General features: G+C 67.6%; 14 protein-coding genes. 3 read left to right on the top strand and 11 right to left on the bottom strand.

Annotated elements, in window-relative coordinates:
- Positions 1 to 4: 4 nt before the first annotated feature.
- The 11 genes from CNE_RS14045 to apbC form a co-directional block, all read right to left on the bottom strand.
- A complete protein-coding gene (locus CNE_RS14045) occupies positions 5 to 394 on the bottom strand; it encodes a hypothetical protein (RefSeq protein WP_013957768.1) in 390 nt (129 codons plus the stop codon).
- 33 nt (positions 395 to 427) lie between these two features.
- Positions 428 to 1,636, bottom strand: a complete 1,209-nt coding sequence (locus CNE_RS14050) for a formate dehydrogenase subunit gamma (protein ID WP_013957769.1) — start codon at positions 1,634 to 1,636, stop codon at positions 428 to 430.
- Positions 1,637 to 1,700: 64 nt separating this feature from the next.
- A complete protein-coding gene (locus CNE_RS14055; RefSeq protein WP_013957770.1) occupies positions 1,701 to 1,937 on the bottom strand; it encodes a hypothetical protein in 237 nt (78 codons plus the stop codon).
- A complete protein-coding gene (gene fdh3B, locus CNE_RS14060; RefSeq protein WP_013957771.1) occupies positions 1,934 to 2,620 on the bottom strand; it encodes a formate dehydrogenase FDH3 subunit beta in 687 nt (228 codons plus the stop codon). Before fdh3B ends, CNE_RS14055 begins: the two co-directional genes overlap by 4 nt.
- A gap of 15 nt (positions 2,621 to 2,635) precedes the next feature.
- Positions 2,636 to 5,668 carry a molybdopterin-dependent oxidoreductase gene (locus CNE_RS14065; protein ID WP_041228080.1) on the bottom strand — a complete coding sequence of 1,011 codons (3,033 nt, stop codon included), beginning with the start codon at positions 5,666 to 5,668 and terminating at the stop codon, positions 2,636 to 2,638.
- A gap of 71 nt (positions 5,669 to 5,739) precedes the next feature.
- Positions 5,740 to 5,955 carry a hypothetical protein gene (locus tag CNE_RS14070; RefSeq protein WP_013957773.1) on the bottom strand — a complete coding sequence of 72 codons (216 nt, stop codon included), beginning with the start codon at positions 5,953 to 5,955 and terminating at the stop codon, positions 5,740 to 5,742.
- 198 nt (positions 5,956 to 6,153) lie between these two features.
- Positions 6,154 to 6,786: a TorD/DmsD family molecular chaperone gene (locus CNE_RS14075; protein ID WP_013957774.1), complete on the bottom strand. Its 633-nt coding sequence runs from the start codon at positions 6,784 to 6,786 to the stop codon at positions 6,154 to 6,156.
- Between the two features lie 34 nt (positions 6,787 to 6,820).
- Positions 6,821 to 8,986 carry a 4Fe-4S binding protein gene (locus CNE_RS14080; RefSeq protein ID WP_013957775.1) on the bottom strand — a complete coding sequence of 722 codons (2,166 nt, stop codon included), beginning with the start codon at positions 8,984 to 8,986 and terminating at the stop codon, positions 6,821 to 6,823.
- A 101-nt stretch (positions 8,987 to 9,087) separates the two neighbouring features.
- Positions 9,088 to 9,681, bottom strand: coding sequence for a DUF3306 domain-containing protein (locus tag CNE_RS14085; RefSeq protein WP_013957776.1), 594 nt, complete (start codon positions 9,679 to 9,681; stop codon positions 9,088 to 9,090).
- A gap of 27 nt (positions 9,682 to 9,708) precedes the next feature.
- Entirely contained in the window at positions 9,709 to 10,242 is a 534-nt protein-coding gene (locus tag CNE_RS14090; protein ID WP_013957777.1) for a DUF3305 domain-containing protein, read from the bottom strand.
- 27 nt (positions 10,243 to 10,269) lie between these two features.
- On the bottom strand, positions 10,270 to 11,358 hold the full coding sequence (gene apbC, locus CNE_RS14095) for an iron-sulfur cluster carrier protein ApbC (protein ID WP_013957778.1): 1,089 nt from the start codon (positions 11,356 to 11,358) through the stop codon (positions 10,270 to 10,272).
- A gap of 338 nt (positions 11,359 to 11,696) precedes the next feature.
- Here apbC and CNE_RS14100 point away from each other — a divergent pair, with 338 nt between their 5' ends.
- The 3 genes from CNE_RS14100 to CNE_RS14110 all read left to right on the top strand — a co-directional run bounded on the left by CNE_RS14100 (position 11,697) and on the right by CNE_RS14110 (position 18,367).
- On the top strand, positions 11,697 to 12,335 hold the full coding sequence (locus tag CNE_RS14100; RefSeq protein WP_013957780.1) for an OmpA family protein: 639 nt from the start codon (positions 11,697 to 11,699) through the stop codon (positions 12,333 to 12,335).
- Between the two features lie 290 nt (positions 12,336 to 12,625).
- Complete coding sequence (gene metG, locus CNE_RS14105) at positions 12,626 to 14,686, top strand: methionine--tRNA ligase (RefSeq protein WP_013957781.1); 2,061 nt, start codon at positions 12,626 to 12,628, stop codon at positions 14,684 to 14,686.
- A gap of 354 nt (positions 14,687 to 15,040) precedes the next feature.
- Positions 15,041 to 18,367 carry an acetyl-CoA carboxylase family protein gene (locus CNE_RS14110; RefSeq protein WP_013957782.1) on the top strand — a complete coding sequence of 1,109 codons (3,327 nt, stop codon included), beginning with the start codon at positions 15,041 to 15,043 and terminating at the stop codon, positions 18,365 to 18,367.
- Positions 18,368 to 18,388 lie beyond the last annotated feature (21 nt).

The following is an 18,388-nucleotide window of genomic DNA, read 5'->3' on the forward strand; positions in this document are numbered from 1 at the left end:
GTGGTTACGGCGCCTTTGCAGGCGATTGTACCGCGCCGGCCGCGGCCGGTTTGGCCTCGGCCGCGGTGCTTGCCACGGCTGGTGCCGGGGCCGCAGGCGCAGCGGCGGTCGGCGCCACAAACGGGCCCGGATCGGCACATTCGGCAGTCTGCGACGGCGCGCGGGCTTCCTGGCCGTGGGCCTTACGCTCGGCAAAGTAACGCGCCGCGGTCTTGTCCTGCGCGTGGCACAACTGGTAGGCGGCGACCTTGTCGGCCCAGGCGGCGCGCGCCTTGGTCTCGGCGGCCTTGGCCTGCTGGGCCTCGGTCGGCGGCGGCAGCTTGGCCAGCGCGCCGGTGGCAAAGGTGGCGCCCGCACACAGGGCAAGCAGCGTCAGGGTGCGTGTCATCGTCATGGTGGGTTCCGCATGGTCTGGTTGGCGCCGGCCTCAGGCTTCGCCCGGGGTATGCCGGGTGTTGCGCCCCGCGGCGGCTTCCGGGCTGGCCGAACGCTGGGCCGGGATCTTGCCCGACTTGATGTCGTCGTACCAGTGCTCGTGGTGCTCCTTGGCCCAGGCCTCGTCCACCCAGCCGTCGCGCATGGCGCGGTAAGCGCCTTCCATGCCGACCGTGCCCATGTAGATATGGCCGCACGCCATCGCGATCATCAGCACGGCCGAGATCCCGTGGATCACGTTGGCGATCTGCATGGTCGCGCGGTAGTAGTCCATGCCCGGCACGATCATGTCCAGCACCCAACCCGAGGCCGACAGCACCAGCCCGAACACGAACACGCCGATCCAGAACCAAATCTTCTCGCCGGCATTGAAGCGCCCGCTCGGCACATGCTTGCCGGATGCCAGGCCGCCAAGGCTGGTCACCCAGTGCACGTCGTCGCGGCTGGGCAGGTTGTCGCGCACGAACACCACGAAGCCCACGATCACCGACAGCGTAAAGATCGGGCCGATCACGTTGTGCAGGTTCTTCAGCACGTAAGTCAGCCAGCCGAACAGCATGTGGCCCATCAGCGGCAGCAGAAAATGCTTGCCCAGCAGCAGCACGATGCCCGACACCGCCAGCACCACGAATGAGATCGCCATGGTCCAGTGGACGATGCGCTCAAGCGGCGTGAAGCGCTCGATCATGCGGCCGGTGCGCGGCGTGCGCAGCGGGATGGTGCCGCGCCAGAGGAAGAAACCCAGGATGGCGAGCGGCACCACCAGCAGCAGCCAGCCGCCCCAGACGGTGATGACGCCGTTGCGGAACAGGCGCCATTGCTGCCCGGTGCGCTGGATCAGCACGCCGGCTTCCTTGTCGGGCAGGCTGCTGTAGTGGCGCTGGTCGGAATTGACCTCGCGCCAGACCGGCGCATTGTTGCCGGGCTGCTCGACGGTGCGGCGCTTCTGCGACTGCGCCTCGGCGGCGATGTCGCGGCGTGGCACGTTGAAGATGTTTTCCGACGCGATGCCGGCCAGCGGCTGGACCGGGTGCGTGGCGGGGTTGTTGGTGTCGGCGCTGGCCTGTGCGGCGGCCGGTGCCGGCGGTGCCGAGGCCGGCGCCTGTGCGGCGGCGGTCCCGGCAATGGCCGCCAGTGCCAGGGCGCCGGCGCTGAGCCAGCGCCGCCAGCCTAAGCGGCATGCATTCTGTAACGGCGTCATGTGCGCTCCTTCGGATCGTCGAGGACCAGCGCCCGGCTGCCGGGGCGGCCCAACTGCAGCGCCTTCATTGCGTGCGGTTGTACTCGTTTTGCAACTGGTTGCGCTGGCGAATCTGGTTGCCCCAGCTGGTCTTGTCGCCCTGCGTCCAGCCCTTGGCCACGAACGGATCGTCCGGGGCGCCCTGGTAGGCCTGGGCGTCAGCCTTGCGGTGCGACGGGCCGATGGTCTGCGGCTTCTCACCGCACGCCGCCAGCAGCACGCCGCACAGCGACAGCAATGCAATAACGCGGACGCGGTTCATGACGCTTGCCCTCCCGAGGCCGCGGGTGCGGCCGGTGCAGCGGGCGCCGGCTGTGCCGGTTGGGCCGGTTGGCCCGGCTGGGCCGCGCCGCCCTTGGCGGTGCCGTAGGCGGTACCCCAGCCGAACACGTCGCCGCCAGTGCCGCGCTTGATCACGCGGTTGCGCAGGATGTCGGCGATCACATCGCCGTCGCCGCCCAGCAGCGCCTTGGTCGAGCACATCTCGGCGCACAGCGGCAGCTTGCCTTCGGCCAGGCGGTTGCGGCCGTACTTCTCGAACTCGGCTTCCGAGCCGTTCTTTTCCGGGCCGCCCGCGCAGAAGGTGCACTTGTCCATCTTGCCGCGAACGCCGAAGGTGCCGGTCGACGGGAACTGCGGAGCGCCGAACGGGCAGGCGTAGGAACAGTAGCCGCAGCCGATGCAGACGTCCTTGTCGTGCAGCACCACGCCGTCCTCGGTGCGGTAGAAGCAGTCGACCGGGCAGACCGCCATGCAGGGCGCGTCCGAACAGTGCATGCAGGCCACCGAGATCGATTTCTCGGCGCCGACCATGCCGTCGTTGACGGTGACCACGCGGCGCCGGTTCACGCCCCAGGGCACCTCGTGCTCATTCTTGCAGGCAGTGACGCAGCTGTTGCATTCGATGCAGCGCTCGGCGTCACAGATAAATTTCATGCGTGCCATGGTGTCCCTCTGCCCTTATGCAAACCGCTCGATCTGGCAAACGGTGGTCTTGGTTTCCTGCATCATCGTGACCGCGTCATAGCCGTAGGTGGTGGCCGTGTTGACCGCCTCGCCCCGCACCACCGGCATCGCGCCCTCCGGGTAGTAGTCCTTCAGGTCCTTGCCCTCCCACCAGCCCGAGAAATGGAACGGGATAAACGCGGTATCGGGCCCTACCCGCTCGGTCACCAGCGCGCGCACCTTGATGCGGGCCCCGGTGGGTGTCTTCACCCAGCAGAAGTCACCGTTGCGGATGCCGCGGTCGGACGCCGCGCGCGGGTTGATCTCGACGAAGTTCTCCTGCTGCAGTTCGGCCAGCCACGGGTTGGAGCGGGTTTCCTCGCCGCCGCCCTCGTACTCGACCAGCCGCCCGGAGGTCAAGATGATCGGGAACTTCTCATAGACCTTGTTCTCGATATTGCGCTGCTGCACCGACTTGTACAGCGTCGGCAGCCGCCAGAACGCCATCTTGTCGTCGTGGGTCGGGTACTTGGCGACCATGTCGGGGCGCGTGGAGTACAGCGGCTCGCGATGCTGCGGGATCGCGTCGGGGAAGTTCCATACCACCGCGCGCGCCTTGGCGTTGCCAAACGGATGGCAGCCATGGTTCTTCAGCACCACGCGCTGGATGCCGCCCGACAGGTCGGTCTTCCAGTTCTTGCCTTCGGCCTTGGCCTTCTCGGCATCGGTCAGGTCGTCCCACCAGCCCAGCTTCTTCAGCAGCACATGATCGAACTCCGGATAGCCGGTGGTGATCTCCGCGCCCAGCGAGCAAGAGCCGTCCTCGGCCAGCAGATTGACGCCATCGCGCTCCACGCCGAAGTTGGCGCGGAAGTTGCCGCCGCCGTCCATCACGTGCTTGCTCGTGTCGTACAGATTGGGCGAGCCCGGGTGCTTCAGTTCCGGCGTGCCGTAGCACGGCCACGGCAGGCCGAAGAAGTCGCCGGTCAGGTCGTAGCCGGTCACCGGGTCCTTGCCCGCCTTGCAGCGCAGCGTCTTGACGTCGAACATCTGCATATTGCGCATATGCGACTTCAACCGCTCCGGCGACTGGCCGGTGTAGCCGATGGTCCAGTTGCTGGCGTTGATCTCGCGCAGGATCGATTCCGGCTCAGGCTCCATCCAGGTGCGGCCGGCGCGCTTGACCTCGATCAGCTTCATGTTCTTCGACAGTTCCTTGCCGAAGCCGAGCCGATCGGCAAACGCCTGCATCAGCGTATGGTCGGGCATCGACTCGAACAGCGGCTCGATGACCTTTTCGCGCCATTGCAGCGAGCGGTTCGACGCCGTGCACGTGCCCGAGGTCTCGAACTGCGTGCAGGCCGGCAGCAGGTACACCGCGCGGTTCGGGTTGACCTTGTCGCCCTCGGCCGGCGGCATGTTGGCCATGGCCGCGGTCGCCGACGGATAGGGGTCGACCACCACCAGCAGGTCGAGCTTGTCCAGCGCCTTCTTCATCTCCAGGCCACGCGTCTGCGAGTTCGGGGCATGGCCCCAGAAGAACACGCCGCGCACGTTGTTGTCCTGGTCGATCAGCTCGTTCTTCTCGGTGACGATATCGATCCAGCGCGACACCGTGGTGCCGGACTTCTCCATCATCGCCTGCGAGGCAAACTGCTTCTTGATCCATTCGTAGTCCACGCCCCACACCGCGGCGTAGTGCTTCCAAGCGCCGGTGGCCAGGCCGTAGTAGCCCGGCAGCGAGTCCGGGTTGGGGCCCACGTCGGTGGCACCCTGCACGTTGTCATGGCCGCGGAAGATGTTGGCGCCGCCGCCCGACACGCCGATATTGCCCAGCGCCAACTGCACGATGCACGAGGCGCGCACGATCGCGTTGCCAATGGTGTGCTGGGTCTGGCCCATGCACCACACCAGCGTGCTGGGGCGGTTCTTGGCCATGATCTCGGCGACCATCTTCACCTGCGCCTCGGGCACGCCGCAGACTTCCTCGACCTTGTCGGGGGTCCACTTAGCCAGCACCTCTTCCTTGACCTTGTCCATGCCATAGACCCGGTCATGCAGGTACTTCTGGTCTTCCCAGCCGTTCTGGAAGATGTGGTACAGCACGCCGAACAGGAACGCGATATCGGTGCCCGAGCGGATCCGCACATAGTGCTGGGCCTTGGCCGCGGTGCGCGTGTAGCGCGGGTCGACCACGATCACCTTGCAGCCGTTCTCCTTGGCGTGCAGCAGGTGCAGCATCGACACCGGGTGCGCCTCGGCCGCGTTGGAGCCGATATACAGCGCTGCCTTCGCGTTCTGCATATCGTTGTACGAGTTGGTCATCGCCCCGTAGCCCCAGGTATTCGCCACGCCCGCCACAGTGGTGGAGTGGCAGATACGCGCCTGGTGGTCGGTGTTGTTGGTGCCGAAGAACGACACCCACTTGCGCAGCAGATAGGACTGCTCATTGCTGTGCTTGGACGAACCGACGAAGAACATCGAGTCCGGGCCGGTCTGCTGGCGGATCTCCTTCATCTTGGCGGTGATCTCATCCAGCGCCTGGTCCCAGCTGATGCGCTTGTACTTGCCGTTGACCAGCTTCATCGGGTACTTGAGGCGGTATTCGCCGTGGCCGTGCTCACGCAGCGCCGCGCCCTTGGCGCAGTGCGCGCCCAGGTTGATGGGCGAATCGAACACCGGCTCCTGGCGGATCCACACGCCGTTCTGCACCACCGCGTCGACCGCGCAGCCGACCGAGCAGTGGCCGCACACGGTGCGCCTGACCACGATGCCGGTCTTGCCGTCGGCTGCCGCCTTCTTGTCGTCGGCGGCGTCCGCCTTGCGGATCAGCGTCAGCTGCGAAGCCGCCAGCCCGGCACCGACGCCGATGCCAGAGCGCTTGAGGAAGCTGCGGCGGTCCATGGTCGGCATCGCGCCGGCCAGGCTGGCCGCGAGCCGCTGCGAGAGTCGGCCGGAGGCTGCGCCGGCAGGTTCAGGCCGGTTGGCCAGGCCGTCAGCGAGGCGGGCGGATGCGCCCTGCGCCGCGCGTTTGCGGGTCAAGATCATGTCTCACCTCAGATGCGGACGCTGGTCGCGTCCGGTTGCAGGCGGCGCGGCAGACCACACCGCCCTGGCAGTTACACCAGCGTGGTCCGGTAGTACTTGCGGATGTGGTCAGAGACCCGGTAACCCTTGCTGTCCGACGGAGGATCGGTGGGTTCCGGCAGAGCTGCGGCCTGGCCCGGCATGGCCGGACCGCGCGCGGTCAGCGCTGCCGCACCCGTAGCGGCAGCCACAACTCCAGCGCCCGCGAGAAACGTGCGGCGCGCGACCCTGGTTTGCTTCTCTGTCATGTGGGGGCTCCTCGGCTGTCCAAGCCCGATGGTTTTAGCCGTTATGCGTTGTTATGCATATTCTAGAATCATCTAGCAGGAAAGACCATGATATGCACGGGTTTTTCCTTACTTTCCAACCCATTTTCGGTAAGCGGCTGCCATGGGCCCGCGGCGCTAAAGAAGCCTCGAAGCGCGCCGATATTCAATGCCGCCCGCTCAATGCATCTCGAGCGCCACAGCCTCCACGCCGGTAAACGCGCCCAGCAAGCCGGCCACGCCGCGATAGAAACGCGCCTGCGGGTGCGTCGTCACTGCATCGCACAATCGCTCCACCCAGGGCTGCAGGTGCTGCGCATAGAAACGCTGCTGCTCGCCCAGGTTGGACACCGACAGGTCGTCGCCCGCCACCAGGAATCGCATCACCTCGCACAGCGTGGCGATATGGTCCTCGGTCTCGCTGACATCTTCATGGCGCTCCAGGCCGTAGCGGGCCAGGTCTTCGCGCAGCGCCACCAGCGGGCGCTCGTTCAGGAAGCCGGTCATGTAGAAGGAGCCGTACAGGAATACATCCTGGCGGCCCACGCCCACGAACAGCTGCCGGTACTCCTCCTCGGCCTCGGCCGCGGTGGTCTCAGATGCTGCATCGCACAACGCGTTCCATGCCTTGCCCAGCACGGTGTTCGCGTCCTCGCCCACGGCGCGGTTGGCGGCGATGTGGTGCAGCAGCGCGGCATCGGGCGCGTGGTAGAACAGCGTGGCGAGCAGGCCATAGAGGTCGGCGCGGGCGGTGTCCTCGGCATCGTCGGCCGGCGGCGCGGCGGTGAGCTGGATCGGCTGGAAATCTGTCATGTCGTGATGATTTGTCCTGGGTGGCCGGCCGCCGTCAGCGCAGCGTGGCGCCGGTGGCGGTTCCCGTGTCGCGCTCTATCATGTCGATGACGCGGCAGTCAGGGCACATCTTCAGGCGCTCGGCCGCGGCGCCAGCAAAGGCCGGATGGCCGGCCAGGCGCACCAGCATCGACTCCACCATCTGCGCCGTGCCGAACGGCTTGGCGCAGCGGACGCAATGGAACGGCTGGGTCTCGTTGAGGGTCACCGGGCGGCGCGCCGCGTCGCCGGCCAGCAGGCGCGGCACCAGGCTGATGGCGTCTTCCGGGCAAGTCTTCTCGCACAGCCCGCACTGCACGCAGTTGCGCTCGATAAAGCTGAGCACCGGGCGCTCGGGGTTGTCGCGCAGCGCCTGCGACGGACACGCGCCGACGCAGGCCATGCACATGGTGCACTTGCCCGTATCCACCGCGATCGCGCCGATCGGCGCGCCAGCCGGCAGCGGCACGCTTTGCGCGGGCACTGGCGCGTGCCGCGCTAGGTGGTCCAGCACAAAGTCCAGCATCTCGCGCTTGGCCGCGACGGGGCCGAACGGCGCCGGCGGCAATGCGTTGCGGCCAGGGCGCAGCGCCGCCAGGCCGGCATCCAGCGCCAGGGTATCGGCGGCCTCGACCAGCGACAGCACCTCGCCGTCATAACCCAGGCCCGCCAGCATGGCGCGCCCGACCGCGATCTGCTCCAGCAGCGCGGTGCGGTACTGCGGTGCCTCGTCGCCGGTCAGCAGCACCGCTACGCGGCTGGCGCCCCAGCACAGCGCGGCGAGCCATAGCTCCAGCCCCGCCGAGGCCGGGTGGAACAGCGACAACGGCATCACATTGGCGGGCACGCCCTTGGCCTTGCCGCCACGAGCGGAACGGCCCAGTGCCAGCAGCGCGGGCGTGCCGTATTCCTCGCCGTGCAGCAGCACCACCGGATCGCGCGCGCCGGCCTGGCGGTACGCTGACAGCAGCGTCCTCAGGCGCGCGCCCGTCACCTCCGGCCCCGGGTAGCCATAGCTGATGGCCCCGCTCGGGCACACGGTAGTGCAGGCACCGCAGCCCATGCACAGGTTGGGCGTGACCTCGATGCGTCCCTTGCCGTCATGCCAGCGCGAGCCGATGGCCTCGGTCGAGCAGATGTCGATGCAGGCGGTGCAGCCGGTGGTCTGGTTGCGGCCATGCGCGCACAGGTTTTCCTTGTAGCGGAAGAATTTCGGCTTCTCGAACTCGCCCACCAGCCCCGCCAGCATCAGCGCCTGGGCCTGCTGGTGCGAGGCATCGGCGCCGGCGTGCAGGTAGCCCTGCGGCGGCTGGTGCATGGTGAAGGCGGGCGTGTCGCACAGGTCGAAGACCAGGTCGAAGCGCCCCTGCACAGTGCCCTGCGGGCGGTCGAAGTCGATCGCCGCGGCGGCGCCGCAGGCGCGCACGCAAGCACGGTGCGAGCGGCAGCGCGACAGGTCGACCTGGTAGCTGAAATCGATCGCGTCTTCGGGACAGGCGTCGATGCAGGCGTTGCAGCGGGTGCACAGGTCCAGGTCGATCGGGTTGCTGCGGCCTGCGCCGGTCTCCCAGCTGGCCTCGAATGCACCGAGCCAGCCCGTCAGCGAGGCCAGCCGGCCGCTGTGGACCGGATAAGCGCGCGCCGCCGGCTGCGCCGCGGCGCCTTCACGCCTGTCGCTGCCGGTCAGCAGCACCGTGACCTCCAGCTGCATCGCGGCCAGCCGCTCAGCCCACGGCAGCGCCCGCTGGGCCGGGCCCAGCACCAGCACCGCGCCGTCGGACCGGTAATCCACCACCGGCACCGGGTCAGGCTCCGGCAGCGCGGCCACGGCCAGCAGCGCGGCGATCTTGGCATTGGCGGTCTTCGGGTCGCGCCGGGCGCCCTGTGACCAGCCGCCGGTCTCGCGGATATTGACGAAGCGCACCGGCGCGGTCACCACCGGGCGGCCATCGCTGCCCTGCGCGGCTTGCGCTGCAACTTCAGTAAATAGCTGGCGTTCCTGCGTGCAGGCGACGATGACGTCGTCGGTGCCGTCGAGCGCGGCGGTGAAGTCGCCGATCTCGCGCCGGCACAGCAGGTGATGGACCTTCAAGGGGCCCTGGTTGGCGTCCTTGGTTGCTTCGGACAATGCCGCCCCGTCAAGCGGCATGGTGTCGTTGCAGTTGCAGATCAGCGTCGGCATGGCGAATGCGGCTGACCGGTCCGGACGTCCTTCTTGGCGAGGGGTCTGCGGGCCGGCGGATTGTGGGGATGCCTATTGTAGGCTGCGCTGCACCTGCGGGGCTACGCGCATTTATGCGGGTCTTGCGGGCCCTGTTCTGCGCTTTGACTTACCGTTTGCTGCGGCGTTTCGACTGGTGAGGGTATGTCCGTAGTGTCGGCGCTCTCGCCGGATTCGGCGAACTCGGCGGGCGTCGCCGACGGTACATCCACAGGCCCCGCGGCAGCGGCCGCGGCCTGTGCCGCCGCGCGTTCCTCGTCGGTCGGCTCGAACAGGCCCAGCGTCTCGGCCTGGCGCAGCTGGCGCAGGATCTCCGGCGGGATCGGGTCGGGCTTGCTGTAGTCGTCGATATAGATGTCGAGCCCGTCCATCACATTGAAGTGCGGATCGGCGAACAGCGTCTTCAGCGCCGCGCGCTTGACCGATTCATCCACGCCGCGGGCCACAAACCGGGCGATCTCGTCGCCGGGGCGCAGCGCCGCCACGTCCTCCAGCGTCGGGGCCGGTACCTGCGGCGCTTCGGGCGCGGCCCCGGTGGCCACGGGGACGGCGTCGGCAACAACTGCCGGTGGTGCCGGTTCGGCCGGCACGGGCACGCCCTCCCGCACCGCGGCCTTGCGGCGCGACCAGCGCGACAGGAAGGACGAATCGCTCATCGGCAGGGCAAGCTCAGGTCGTCAGGATCAGTAGCGGGCGCGGTCTTCCGGCGCCTTGAAGGATTCGGGCCGGCGCCGCTGCTTGGGCTCGGGCCGGTAGTGCTCGTCGACATAGGCCTGCAGCCACTCGCGCTGCTCGGGCGCCAGCGGCACGTTCTCGACGGTCTCGCCGGCATCGAGCCACCGCCCGGCCTCGTTGTACGACAGCGTCACGGTCATCGGCACCGGATGTGCCTCTGCGCCATCGCCGTCGTCCTCCGGCATGCGCCACAGCACGAACCAGCACGGCGTAGTCGAGGTCAGGTTCAGGTAATAGCCTTCGCCCTGGTCGCGGAACAGCGTCACCTCAAAGCCCGGGTACAGCCAGTGCGCGCCATGGGCGTCATGCTCCAGGCACACGGGGTGCGTGCCGAACTCGCCAAGGTCCGGCAGCACCGCGTCCAGCTCCCACTTCCATGGCTGCCAGCGGTTGGCCAGCGCGACCTTGCGCATCACCACCGCCATGGTGACGGCGGGGCGGGCTCCGGGTGCCGGCAGGTCGGGGGTAGGCTGGCTTTCCATGGTTGCTGCGCGCGGCGCGGCGCGCCCTCAGGTGTTTTGCACCACGATACTCGGGAACTTGCTGGTCATGTCGCGCGCCTTGTCGGCGACCTTGATCGCCACCTTGCGCGCGATGGCGCGGTACATCTCGGCCACCGGGCTGTCGGGCTCGGCCACCACGGTCGGACGGCCGGAGTCGGCCTGCTCGCGAATCTGCAGGTTCAGCGGCAGGCTGCCGAGCAGGTCCACGCCGTAGTCGGCGCACATCTTCTCGCCGCCGCCGTGTCCGAAGATATGCTCGACGTGGCCGCAGTTCGGGCAGCAGTAGACCGCCATGTTCTCGACGATGCCCAGGATGGGAATGCCCACCTTCTCGAACATCTTCAGGCCCTTCTTGGCGTCCAGCAGCGCGATGTCCTGCGGCGTGGTGACGATCACCGCGCCGGTGACCGGCACCTTCTGCGACAGCGTCAGCTGGACGTCGCCGGTGCCCGGCGGCATATCGACGATCAGGTAGTCCAGGTCGTGCCAGTTGGTCTGGCGCAGCAATTGCTCCAGCGCCGAGGTCACCATCGGGCCGCGCCATACCATCGGGTTGTCCTGCTCGATCAGGAAGCCGATCGAGTTGGCCTGCAGGCCGTGGCCTTCCAGCGGCTCCATGGTCTGGCCGTCGGCGGATTCCGGGCGGCCGTCGATGCCCAGCATCATCGGCAGGCTCGGGCCGTAGATGTCTGCGTCGAGCATGCCGACGCGCGCGCCTTCTGCCGCCAGCGCCAGCGCCAGGTTCACGGCCGTGGTGGACTTGCCCACACCGCCCTTGCCCGACGCCACCGCGATCACATTCTTCACGCCCGGCAGCAGCTTGACCCCGCGCTGCACCGCGTGCGCGACGATCTTCATGGTAACGGCCACGCTGACATTGCTCACGCCCGGCACTTGCCGCACTGCAGCAACCACCAGCTTGCGGATCGGATCAAACTGGCTCTTCGCGGGGTAGCCGAGTTCGACTTCCAGCGAGACATCGCCGCCGTCGACACGGATATTCCTGGCCGATCGGGTGGACACCAGATCCTTGCCCGTATTGGGATCGATGACGGTGCGCAGGGCTTCGGTGACCTGCTCAGTGCTGATGCTCAAGACATACTCCGCTTCGATGATTGGGGGACTGGCGCATGGTGGCCTGCGCCTAATGTATCAAAGTATGCAGCACCGGCCATGAAGGCCGGAAATCCACGCGCAATACCCTGCATGGGGTGTGGGATTACAGACATTTACAAATCTCACAAGCTTGCACTTGTGCGCGCGCCGCCATATCCATATTGTAGTGCGGTTGGACGGTCCGGTACGTCGGCACCGCAGCCGGTGCCAGGACCGGCCGGGCCCGACGCGTACAAAAGGTTACCTGCCGCTAGCCTTGGCGTTACCATCGCGATGCGGTACCAAGAACATTTACGGGAACATCAGAAGGAGAAAGCATGAAGATCAAGCTCGTTACCGTCTCGCTCGCCGCTGCCACGCTGCTGGCCGCTGGTTGCGCCACTGAACAGCAGACCCATACGGCAGTCGGCACCGGCGTGGGCGCCGCGGTCGGCGCCGGGCTTGGCAACCTGATCGGCGGCAATACCACCGGCACGCTGGTGGGCGCGGCGGTGGGCGGTGCCATCGGCGGCGCAACCGGCTACAACTGGAACGCCATCCGCGGCAAGCTGAGCAAGGACACCGCGGGCACGGGCACCCAGATCACCGAGCAGCCGGATGGCACGCTGAAGGTCAACATCCCCAGCCAGGTGACTTTCGATACCGACAGCGCCACGATCAAGCCGTCGTTCCGCTCGGTGCTCGACCAGGTCGCGCAGACCCTGGGCCAGCACCAGGACGTGAGCGCCAGCGTGGTGGGCCATACCGACAGCACCGGCAACCCCAACTACAACATGCAGCTGTCGCAGCGCCGCGCCCAGAGCGTGGCCGGCTACCTGGGTGATCGCGGCGTCGCACGCAATCGCCTGACCGCCGAAGGGCGCGGGCAATCCCAGCCGGTTGCGGACAACGGCAGTGAGGCCGGACGGGCACAAAATCGCCGCGTCGAAATTTTTTTGAAACCAATTCAAGGATGACCTAGTCATAGAAACAGGTGCCGCTTGCCACCGTTGCTGGCTCGCGATGGGTGGCTGACCTCCCGGGCGGTACCTGATTTCTCCTCCTTTTCCGTTGTGGAAAGCTGCGCCGGCTCTGACCGGCGCTTTTTTTTTGGCCGAAGGGATCCGTGGGTTTCGCCATTCCGCCATGCGGAACCGGCGCGCAGGCGCTGGCCAGTTGCTAAAATAGCCCCTTCCCGGCACGCGCCCTTCCCTCCTGGCTGGCGCCGTCCCCCTGATATTTCCCCGCTCCTGACCGGCTCCTGTTTATGACCGCACGTCGCATCCTCGTCACATCCGCCCTGCCTTATGCCAACGGCCAGATCCATATCGGCCACCTGGTGGAATACATCCAGACCGATATCTGGGTGCGTTTCCAGCGCATGATGGGCAACGAGGTCTACTACGTCGGCGCCGACGACACCCACGGCACGCCGGTCATGCTGCGCGCCGAGAAGGAAGGCATCACACCCAAGGAACTGATCGACCGCGTCTGGACCGAGCACAAGCGCGACTTCGACAGCTTCCTGGTGTCGTTTGACAACTACTACAGCACCGACGCGGAAGAAAACCGCGAACTGTGCGAGAAGATCTACCTGGCCCTGAAGGCCGAGGACCTGATCGCCGAGCGCGAGGTCGAGCAGTTCTTCGACCCGGTCAAGAACATGTTCCTGCCGGACCGCTTCATCAAGGGCGAGTGCCCGAAGTGCGGCGCCAAGGACCAGTACGGCGACTCCTGCGAGGTCTGCGGCACCACCTACGTGCCGACCGACCTGAAGAACCCGTATTCGGTGGTGTCCGGCGCCACGCCCGTGCGCAAGTCGTCGGCCCATTACTTCTTCAAGCTGTCCGATCCGCGCTGCGAGACCTTCCTGCGCGAATGGGTGGCCGACCTGGCCCAGCCCGAAGCCGCCAACAAGATGCAGGAATGGCTGGGCGCCGAAGGCGAGGCCTCGACCCTTTCCGACTGGGACATCTCGCGCGATGCGCCCTATTTCGGCTTCGAGATCCCCGGCGCGCCCGGCAAGTACTTCTACGTGTGGCTGGACGCCCCGATTGGCTACTACGCCAGCTTCCAGAACCTGGCCGCGAAGCAAGGCATCGACTTCGACGCCTGGGTCGGCCCGCATTCCACCGCCGAGCAGTACCACTTCATCGGCAAGGACATCCTGTACTTCCACACGCTGTTCTGGCCGGCGATGCTGCGCTTCTCGGGCTACCGCACCCCGACCAATGTGTTTGCCCACGGCTTCCTGACCGTGGACGGCGCCAAGATGAGCAAGTCGCGCGGCACCTTCATCACCGCGCAGAGCTATGTCGACACCGGCATGAACCCGGAATGGCTGCGCTACTACTTCGCCGCCAAGCTCAACGCGAGCATGGAAGACCTCGACCTGAACCTCGATGACTTCATTGCGCGCGTGAACAGCGACCTGATCGGCAAGTACGTCAATATCGCCAGTCGCGCCGCGGGCTTCCTGGTCAAGCGCTTCGAAGGCAAAGTCGATGAAGCCGCGCTGGCCCACCCGCTGCTCGAGCAGCTGCGCCAGGCCGCCCCGCAGGTCGCCCACCTCTATGAAGCCCGCGAGTACAGCAAGGCGTTGCGCCTGGTGATGGAGCTGACCGACACGGTGAACGCCTTCGTCGACACCGAGAAGCCGTGGGAACTGGCCAAGGACGAAAACAAGCGCGCGGCGCTGCATGCGGCGTGCTCGGTCTCGCTGGAAGCCTTCCGCCTGCTGACGGTGTACCTGAAGCCGGTGGTGCCGAACGTGGCTGCCGGCGTGGAACGCTTCCTGAACGTCGAGCCGCTGGACTGGCGTGCCATCGACAAGCAGCTCTCGGCTGCCAGCCCGGTGCAGGCCTACCAGCACCTGATGACGCGCGTCGATGCCAAGCAGGTCGATGCGCTGCTGGCTGCCAACCGCGAATCGCTGCAGGCAACCGCGGCGCCGGCCGCCGCAGGCGCGGCAATCGAGCCGATCGACGACACCATCACCATCGACGACTTCGCCAAGGTGGACCTGCGCGTCGCCAAGATTGTCGAATGCCAGAAGGTGGAAGGTTCGAACAAGCTGCTGCAGCTGACGCTGGACCTGGGCGAAGGCCGCACCCGCAACGTGTTCTCCGGCATCCAGTCGGCCTACACGCCGGAGCAGCTGGTCGGCAAGCTGACCGTGGTGGTGGCCAACCTGGCCCCGCGCAAGATGAAGTTCGGCGTGTCCGAAGGCATGGTGCTGGCGGCATCGGCCGCGGATGAGAAGGCCGCGCCGGGCCTGTATATCCTGGAACCGCACGAGGGCGCGGTGCCGGGCATGCGCATCGGCTGAAGCAGAGCACGCATCGCCGTTCCCCTCTCCCGCTCGCGGGAGTGGGCGGTAAATCCGCGGTAACGCCATGTTCCGCGCGTCCCATCGGTAGCGATCCACGGCCAGCCAGGCCTCTGGATCGACCCGCCACAGCGCCCGAGATTCTGCAATGCAGAACAGAACGGGCAGCACTTCCCCTCCCCCTCGCTCGCGCGCTATGCACGCGCGGCATGTCATACATGGTTCCGGCGCATCGCGCTTGTGACCCCTGGACGAGCCGCGTAGATTCCACCTCGCAGAATCACAAACCAAAAAACAGAAGCCGGCCACGCAACGCTGCTTGCGCGATGCCGCTTCGCATGGAAGGGGACATTTGTGAAGAAGCTCCTGATCGCCAATCGTGGCGAGATCGCGTTGCGCGTGCAGCGCGCCGCACGAGACCTTGGCATCGCCATCGTGGCCGTCTATGCCACCGACGACGATGCCAGCCGGCACCGCCTGCTGGCCGACGAAGCTGTCGCGCTGCAGGGCCAGGGGGCCGCCGCCTATCTCGACATTCCCGCCATCATCGCCGCAGCGCGCGCCACCGGCTGCGACGCCATCCACCCTGGCTATGGCTTTCTCAGCGAGCGCGCGGACTTTGCTAGCGCTTGCGCAGCCGCGCAGATCGTCTTTGTCGGCCCCGAGCCCGAGCAGCTGGCCCTGTTCGGCGACAAGGGCCGCGCGCTGGCGCTGGCCGCACGCTGCGGCATACCGGTGATGCCCGCTACTGCGGGCGGCGCCACGCTCGATGCAGTGACCGCCTTCTTCGACGAGCAGGACGGCGCCGGCGTGGTGCTCAAGGCGGTGGGCGGCGGCGGCGGGCGCGGCATGCGCGTGGTGCGCGAGCGCGACGCCCTGCCCGAAGCCTATGCGCGCTGCCGCTCCGAAGCGCGCTCGGCCTTCGGCATCGATGCCATCTACGCCGAGCGGCTGGTGGCCCGCGCGCGCCATATCGAAGTGCAGATCGCCGGCGACGGCCACCACGTGATCGCACTGGGCGAGCGTGACTGCACGCTGCAACGCCGTTTCCAGAAAGTGGTCGAGATCGCGCCCAGCCCGGCGCTGGATCCGGCGCTGCGCCAGCGCATTGTCGATGCCGCCTGCACGCTCGCGCGCGAAGCGCGCTATCACAGCCTGGGCACGTTTGAATTCCTGGTCGAAGAGCCCGAGGACGGCGCGCGCCGCGATGGCGCAGCCTTGCCCTTTGTCTTTATCGAAGCCAATCCGCGCCTGCAGGTCGAGCACACCGTCACCGAGCAGGTCACCGGCGTGGACTTGGTGGCCGTGCAGCTGGGGCTGGCCGAAGGCCGGCGCCTGGCAGAGCTGGGGCTGGACCCGCAACACCCGCCGCGCGTGCGCGGCTATGCCATCCAGGTGCGCGTGAATGCCGAGGCCACCGACGCGCAAGGACTGGCACGGCCGGCACAGGGGCGGCTGGAGCGTTTCGATCCGCCCACCGGTCCGGACGTGCGCGTGGACACCCACGGCTATACCGGCTATGCACCGTCCGCGCACTACGACACGCTGCTGGCCAAGCTGATCGTCACCTCAGCCAGCGACAACTTCGCTGACGCAGTGCGGCGCCTGCAGCGCGCGCTGGGGGAATTCAATATCGGCGGCATCGCCACCAACCTCAACCTGCTGCGGGCGCTGGCCGAGCGCGAGGACTTTGCCAGCCAGCACGTGCATACGCGCTATATGGAAGCTGCGCTGCCCGCCCTGCTGGAACGCGCCGCGCAGATTGCTGCGCAAGACGCGGCGCGACAGGCCCTGGCAGGAGGCAGCGCCCCCAAGGTGGCGGCACCTTCCAGCACGGCAAGCTTCGAGGAGCAACTGGGCGAGGGCCTGTGCGCGGTGCGCGCGCCAATGCACGGACGCGTGATCGAACTGGCGCGCGAGAACGACCTGGTCAAGGCCGGCCAGACCGTGGCCGTGCTCGATGCGATGAAGATGGAACATGCCATCGTGGCCGAGCACGCGGGCCGCGTGATCGACCTGCGCACCGCCTCAGGTGAGCAGGTGGCCGAGGGCCAGGTCATGCTGGTGCTGGAGCCGGCCGACGCCGGCGCCCATGCCGATGGCGAAGCCGAGCACGCCGACCCGGCGGCGATCCGCGCCGACCTGCAGCGCGTGCTCGACCGCCATGCCTTCCTGTACGACGCGGCCCGCCCCGAGGCGGTGGCACGCCGCCATGCGCGCGGCCAGCGCACCGCGCGCGAGAACGTCGACGACCTGTGTGATGCCGGCAGCTTCCGCGAATACGGCGGCCTGGCGCTGGCGGCACAGGCCAGCCGGCGCAGCGAGGCCGACCTGATCGCCAACACCCCTGCCGACGGCCTGATCACCGGCACCGGCGCCGTCAACGGCAGCCTGTTCGCACCGGAGCGCGCGCGCTGCGCGGTGCTGGCCTACGACGCCACAGTGCTGGCCGGCACCCAAGGCAAGCGCAACCATATCAAGACCGACCGCATCCTGGAGGTGGCCCTGCGGAACCGGCTGCCGACGGTGATCTTTGCCGAAGGCGGCGGCGGCCGCCCGGGCGACATCGACTTCCCCACCGTGGCCGGCCTGTACCAGCCGTCGTTCGCCGCCTTCGCCGAGTTGAGCGGCGAAGTGCCGGTGGTGGGCATCGCCTCCGGGCGCTGCTTTGCCGGCAATGCCGCGCTGCTGGGCTGTTGCGACCTGATCATCGCCACGCGCAACGCCAATATCGGCATGGCCGGCCCCGCCATGATCGAAGGCGGCGGCCTGGGCGTGTTCCGCCCCGAGGATATCGGCCCGGCCACGGTGCAGTACCACAACGGCGTGGTTGACCTGCTGGTCGACGATGAGGCCGACGCCGTGGCCGCGGCCAGGCATTACCTGTCGATGTTCCAGGGCCGCGTCGACGACTGGCAGGCGCCTGACGCGCTGGCGCTGCGCCAGGTGGTGCCAGAGAACCGCCTGCGCGTCTACGACACGCGCGCCGCCATCGCCGGCCTGGCCGACGCGGGCAGCGTGCTGGAACTGCGCGCAGGTTTTGGCACCGGCATCCACACCGCACTGGCGCGCATCGAAGGCCGGCCCGTGGGCATTCTCGCCAACAACCCGCGCCACCTCGGCGGCGCCATCGATGCTGATGCCGCCGACAAGGCCGCCCGCTTCATGCAGGTGTGCAATGCGCACGGGCTGCCGATCGTGTCGCTGATCGACACCCCGGGCTTCATGGTGGGCCCGGAGGTCGAGGCCCGCGCCCAGGTGCGCCATGTGTCGCGCATGTTCGTCGCCGGCGCCAAGCTGCGCGTGCCGTTCCTGGCGGTAGTGCTTCGCAAGGGCTACGGCCTGGGCGCGATGGCGATGGCCGCGGGCGGCTTCCGCGCGCCGACCTTCACGGTCTCGTGGCCGACCGGCGAATTCGGCGGCATGGGCCTCGAGGGCGCGGTGCGGCTGGGTTTCCGCAAGGAGCTGGAAGCGCTGCCGGCCGGTCCGCAGCGCGATGCGCTGTACCAGCAACTGGTGGCGCAGATGTACGAGCGCGGCCATGCCATCAACGCCGCGGCGGCACTGGAACTCGACGCCGTGATCGACCCCGCCGCCACCCGCCAGTGGGTGGTCAGCGGGCTCGAGGCCGGCGCCGCCAATCCCCATCGTCCGGTACGCACCTTCGTCGACGCCTGGTAGGCACGGCGGCAGACAGAACCA

It is taken from the genome of Cupriavidus necator N-1 (assembly GCF_000219215.1).
In the GTDB taxonomy this organism is placed as follows: Bacteria; Pseudomonadota; Gammaproteobacteria; order Burkholderiales; family Burkholderiaceae; genus Cupriavidus; species Cupriavidus necator.

Bases quoted from the DNA above. Each gene is read 5' to 3' on its own strand.
- CNE_RS14045 (WP_013957768.1), bottom strand. From the start codon at position 394: ATGACGATGACACGCACCCTGACGCTGCTTGCCCTGTGTGCGGGCGCC.
- CNE_RS14050 (WP_013957769.1), bottom strand. From the start codon at position 1,636: ATGACGCCGTTACAGAATGCATGCCGCTTAGGCTGGCGGCGCTGGCTC.
- CNE_RS14055 (WP_013957770.1), bottom strand. From the start codon at position 1,937: ATGAACCGCGTCCGCGTTATTGCATTGCTGTCGCTGTGCGGCGTGCTG.
- fdh3B (WP_013957771.1), bottom strand. From the start codon at position 2,620: ATGGCACGCATGAAATTTATCTGTGACGCCGAGCGCTGCATCGAATGC.
- CNE_RS14065 (WP_041228080.1), bottom strand. From the start codon at position 5,668: ATGATCTTGACCCGCAAACGCGCGGCGCAGGGCGCATCCGCCCGCCTC.
- CNE_RS14070 (WP_013957773.1), bottom strand. From the start codon at position 5,955: ATGACAGAGAAGCAAACCAGGGTCGCGCGCCGCACGTTTCTCGCGGGC.
- CNE_RS14075 (WP_013957774.1), bottom strand. From the start codon at position 6,786: ATGACAGATTTCCAGCCGATCCAGCTCACCGCCGCGCCGCCGGCCGAC.
- CNE_RS14080 (WP_013957775.1), bottom strand. From the start codon at position 8,986: ATGCCGACGCTGATCTGCAACTGCAACGACACCATGCCGCTTGACGGG.
- CNE_RS14085 (WP_013957776.1), bottom strand. From the start codon at position 9,681: ATGAGCGATTCGTCCTTCCTGTCGCGCTGGTCGCGCCGCAAGGCCGCG.
- CNE_RS14090 (WP_013957777.1), bottom strand. From the start codon at position 10,242: ATGGAAAGCCAGCCTACCCCCGACCTGCCGGCACCCGGAGCCCGCCCC.
- CNE_RS14100 (WP_013957780.1), top strand. From the start codon at position 11,697: ATGAAGATCAAGCTCGTTACCGTCTCGCTCGCCGCTGCCACGCTGCTG.
- metG (WP_013957781.1), top strand. From the start codon at position 12,626: ATGACCGCACGTCGCATCCTCGTCACATCCGCCCTGCCTTATGCCAAC.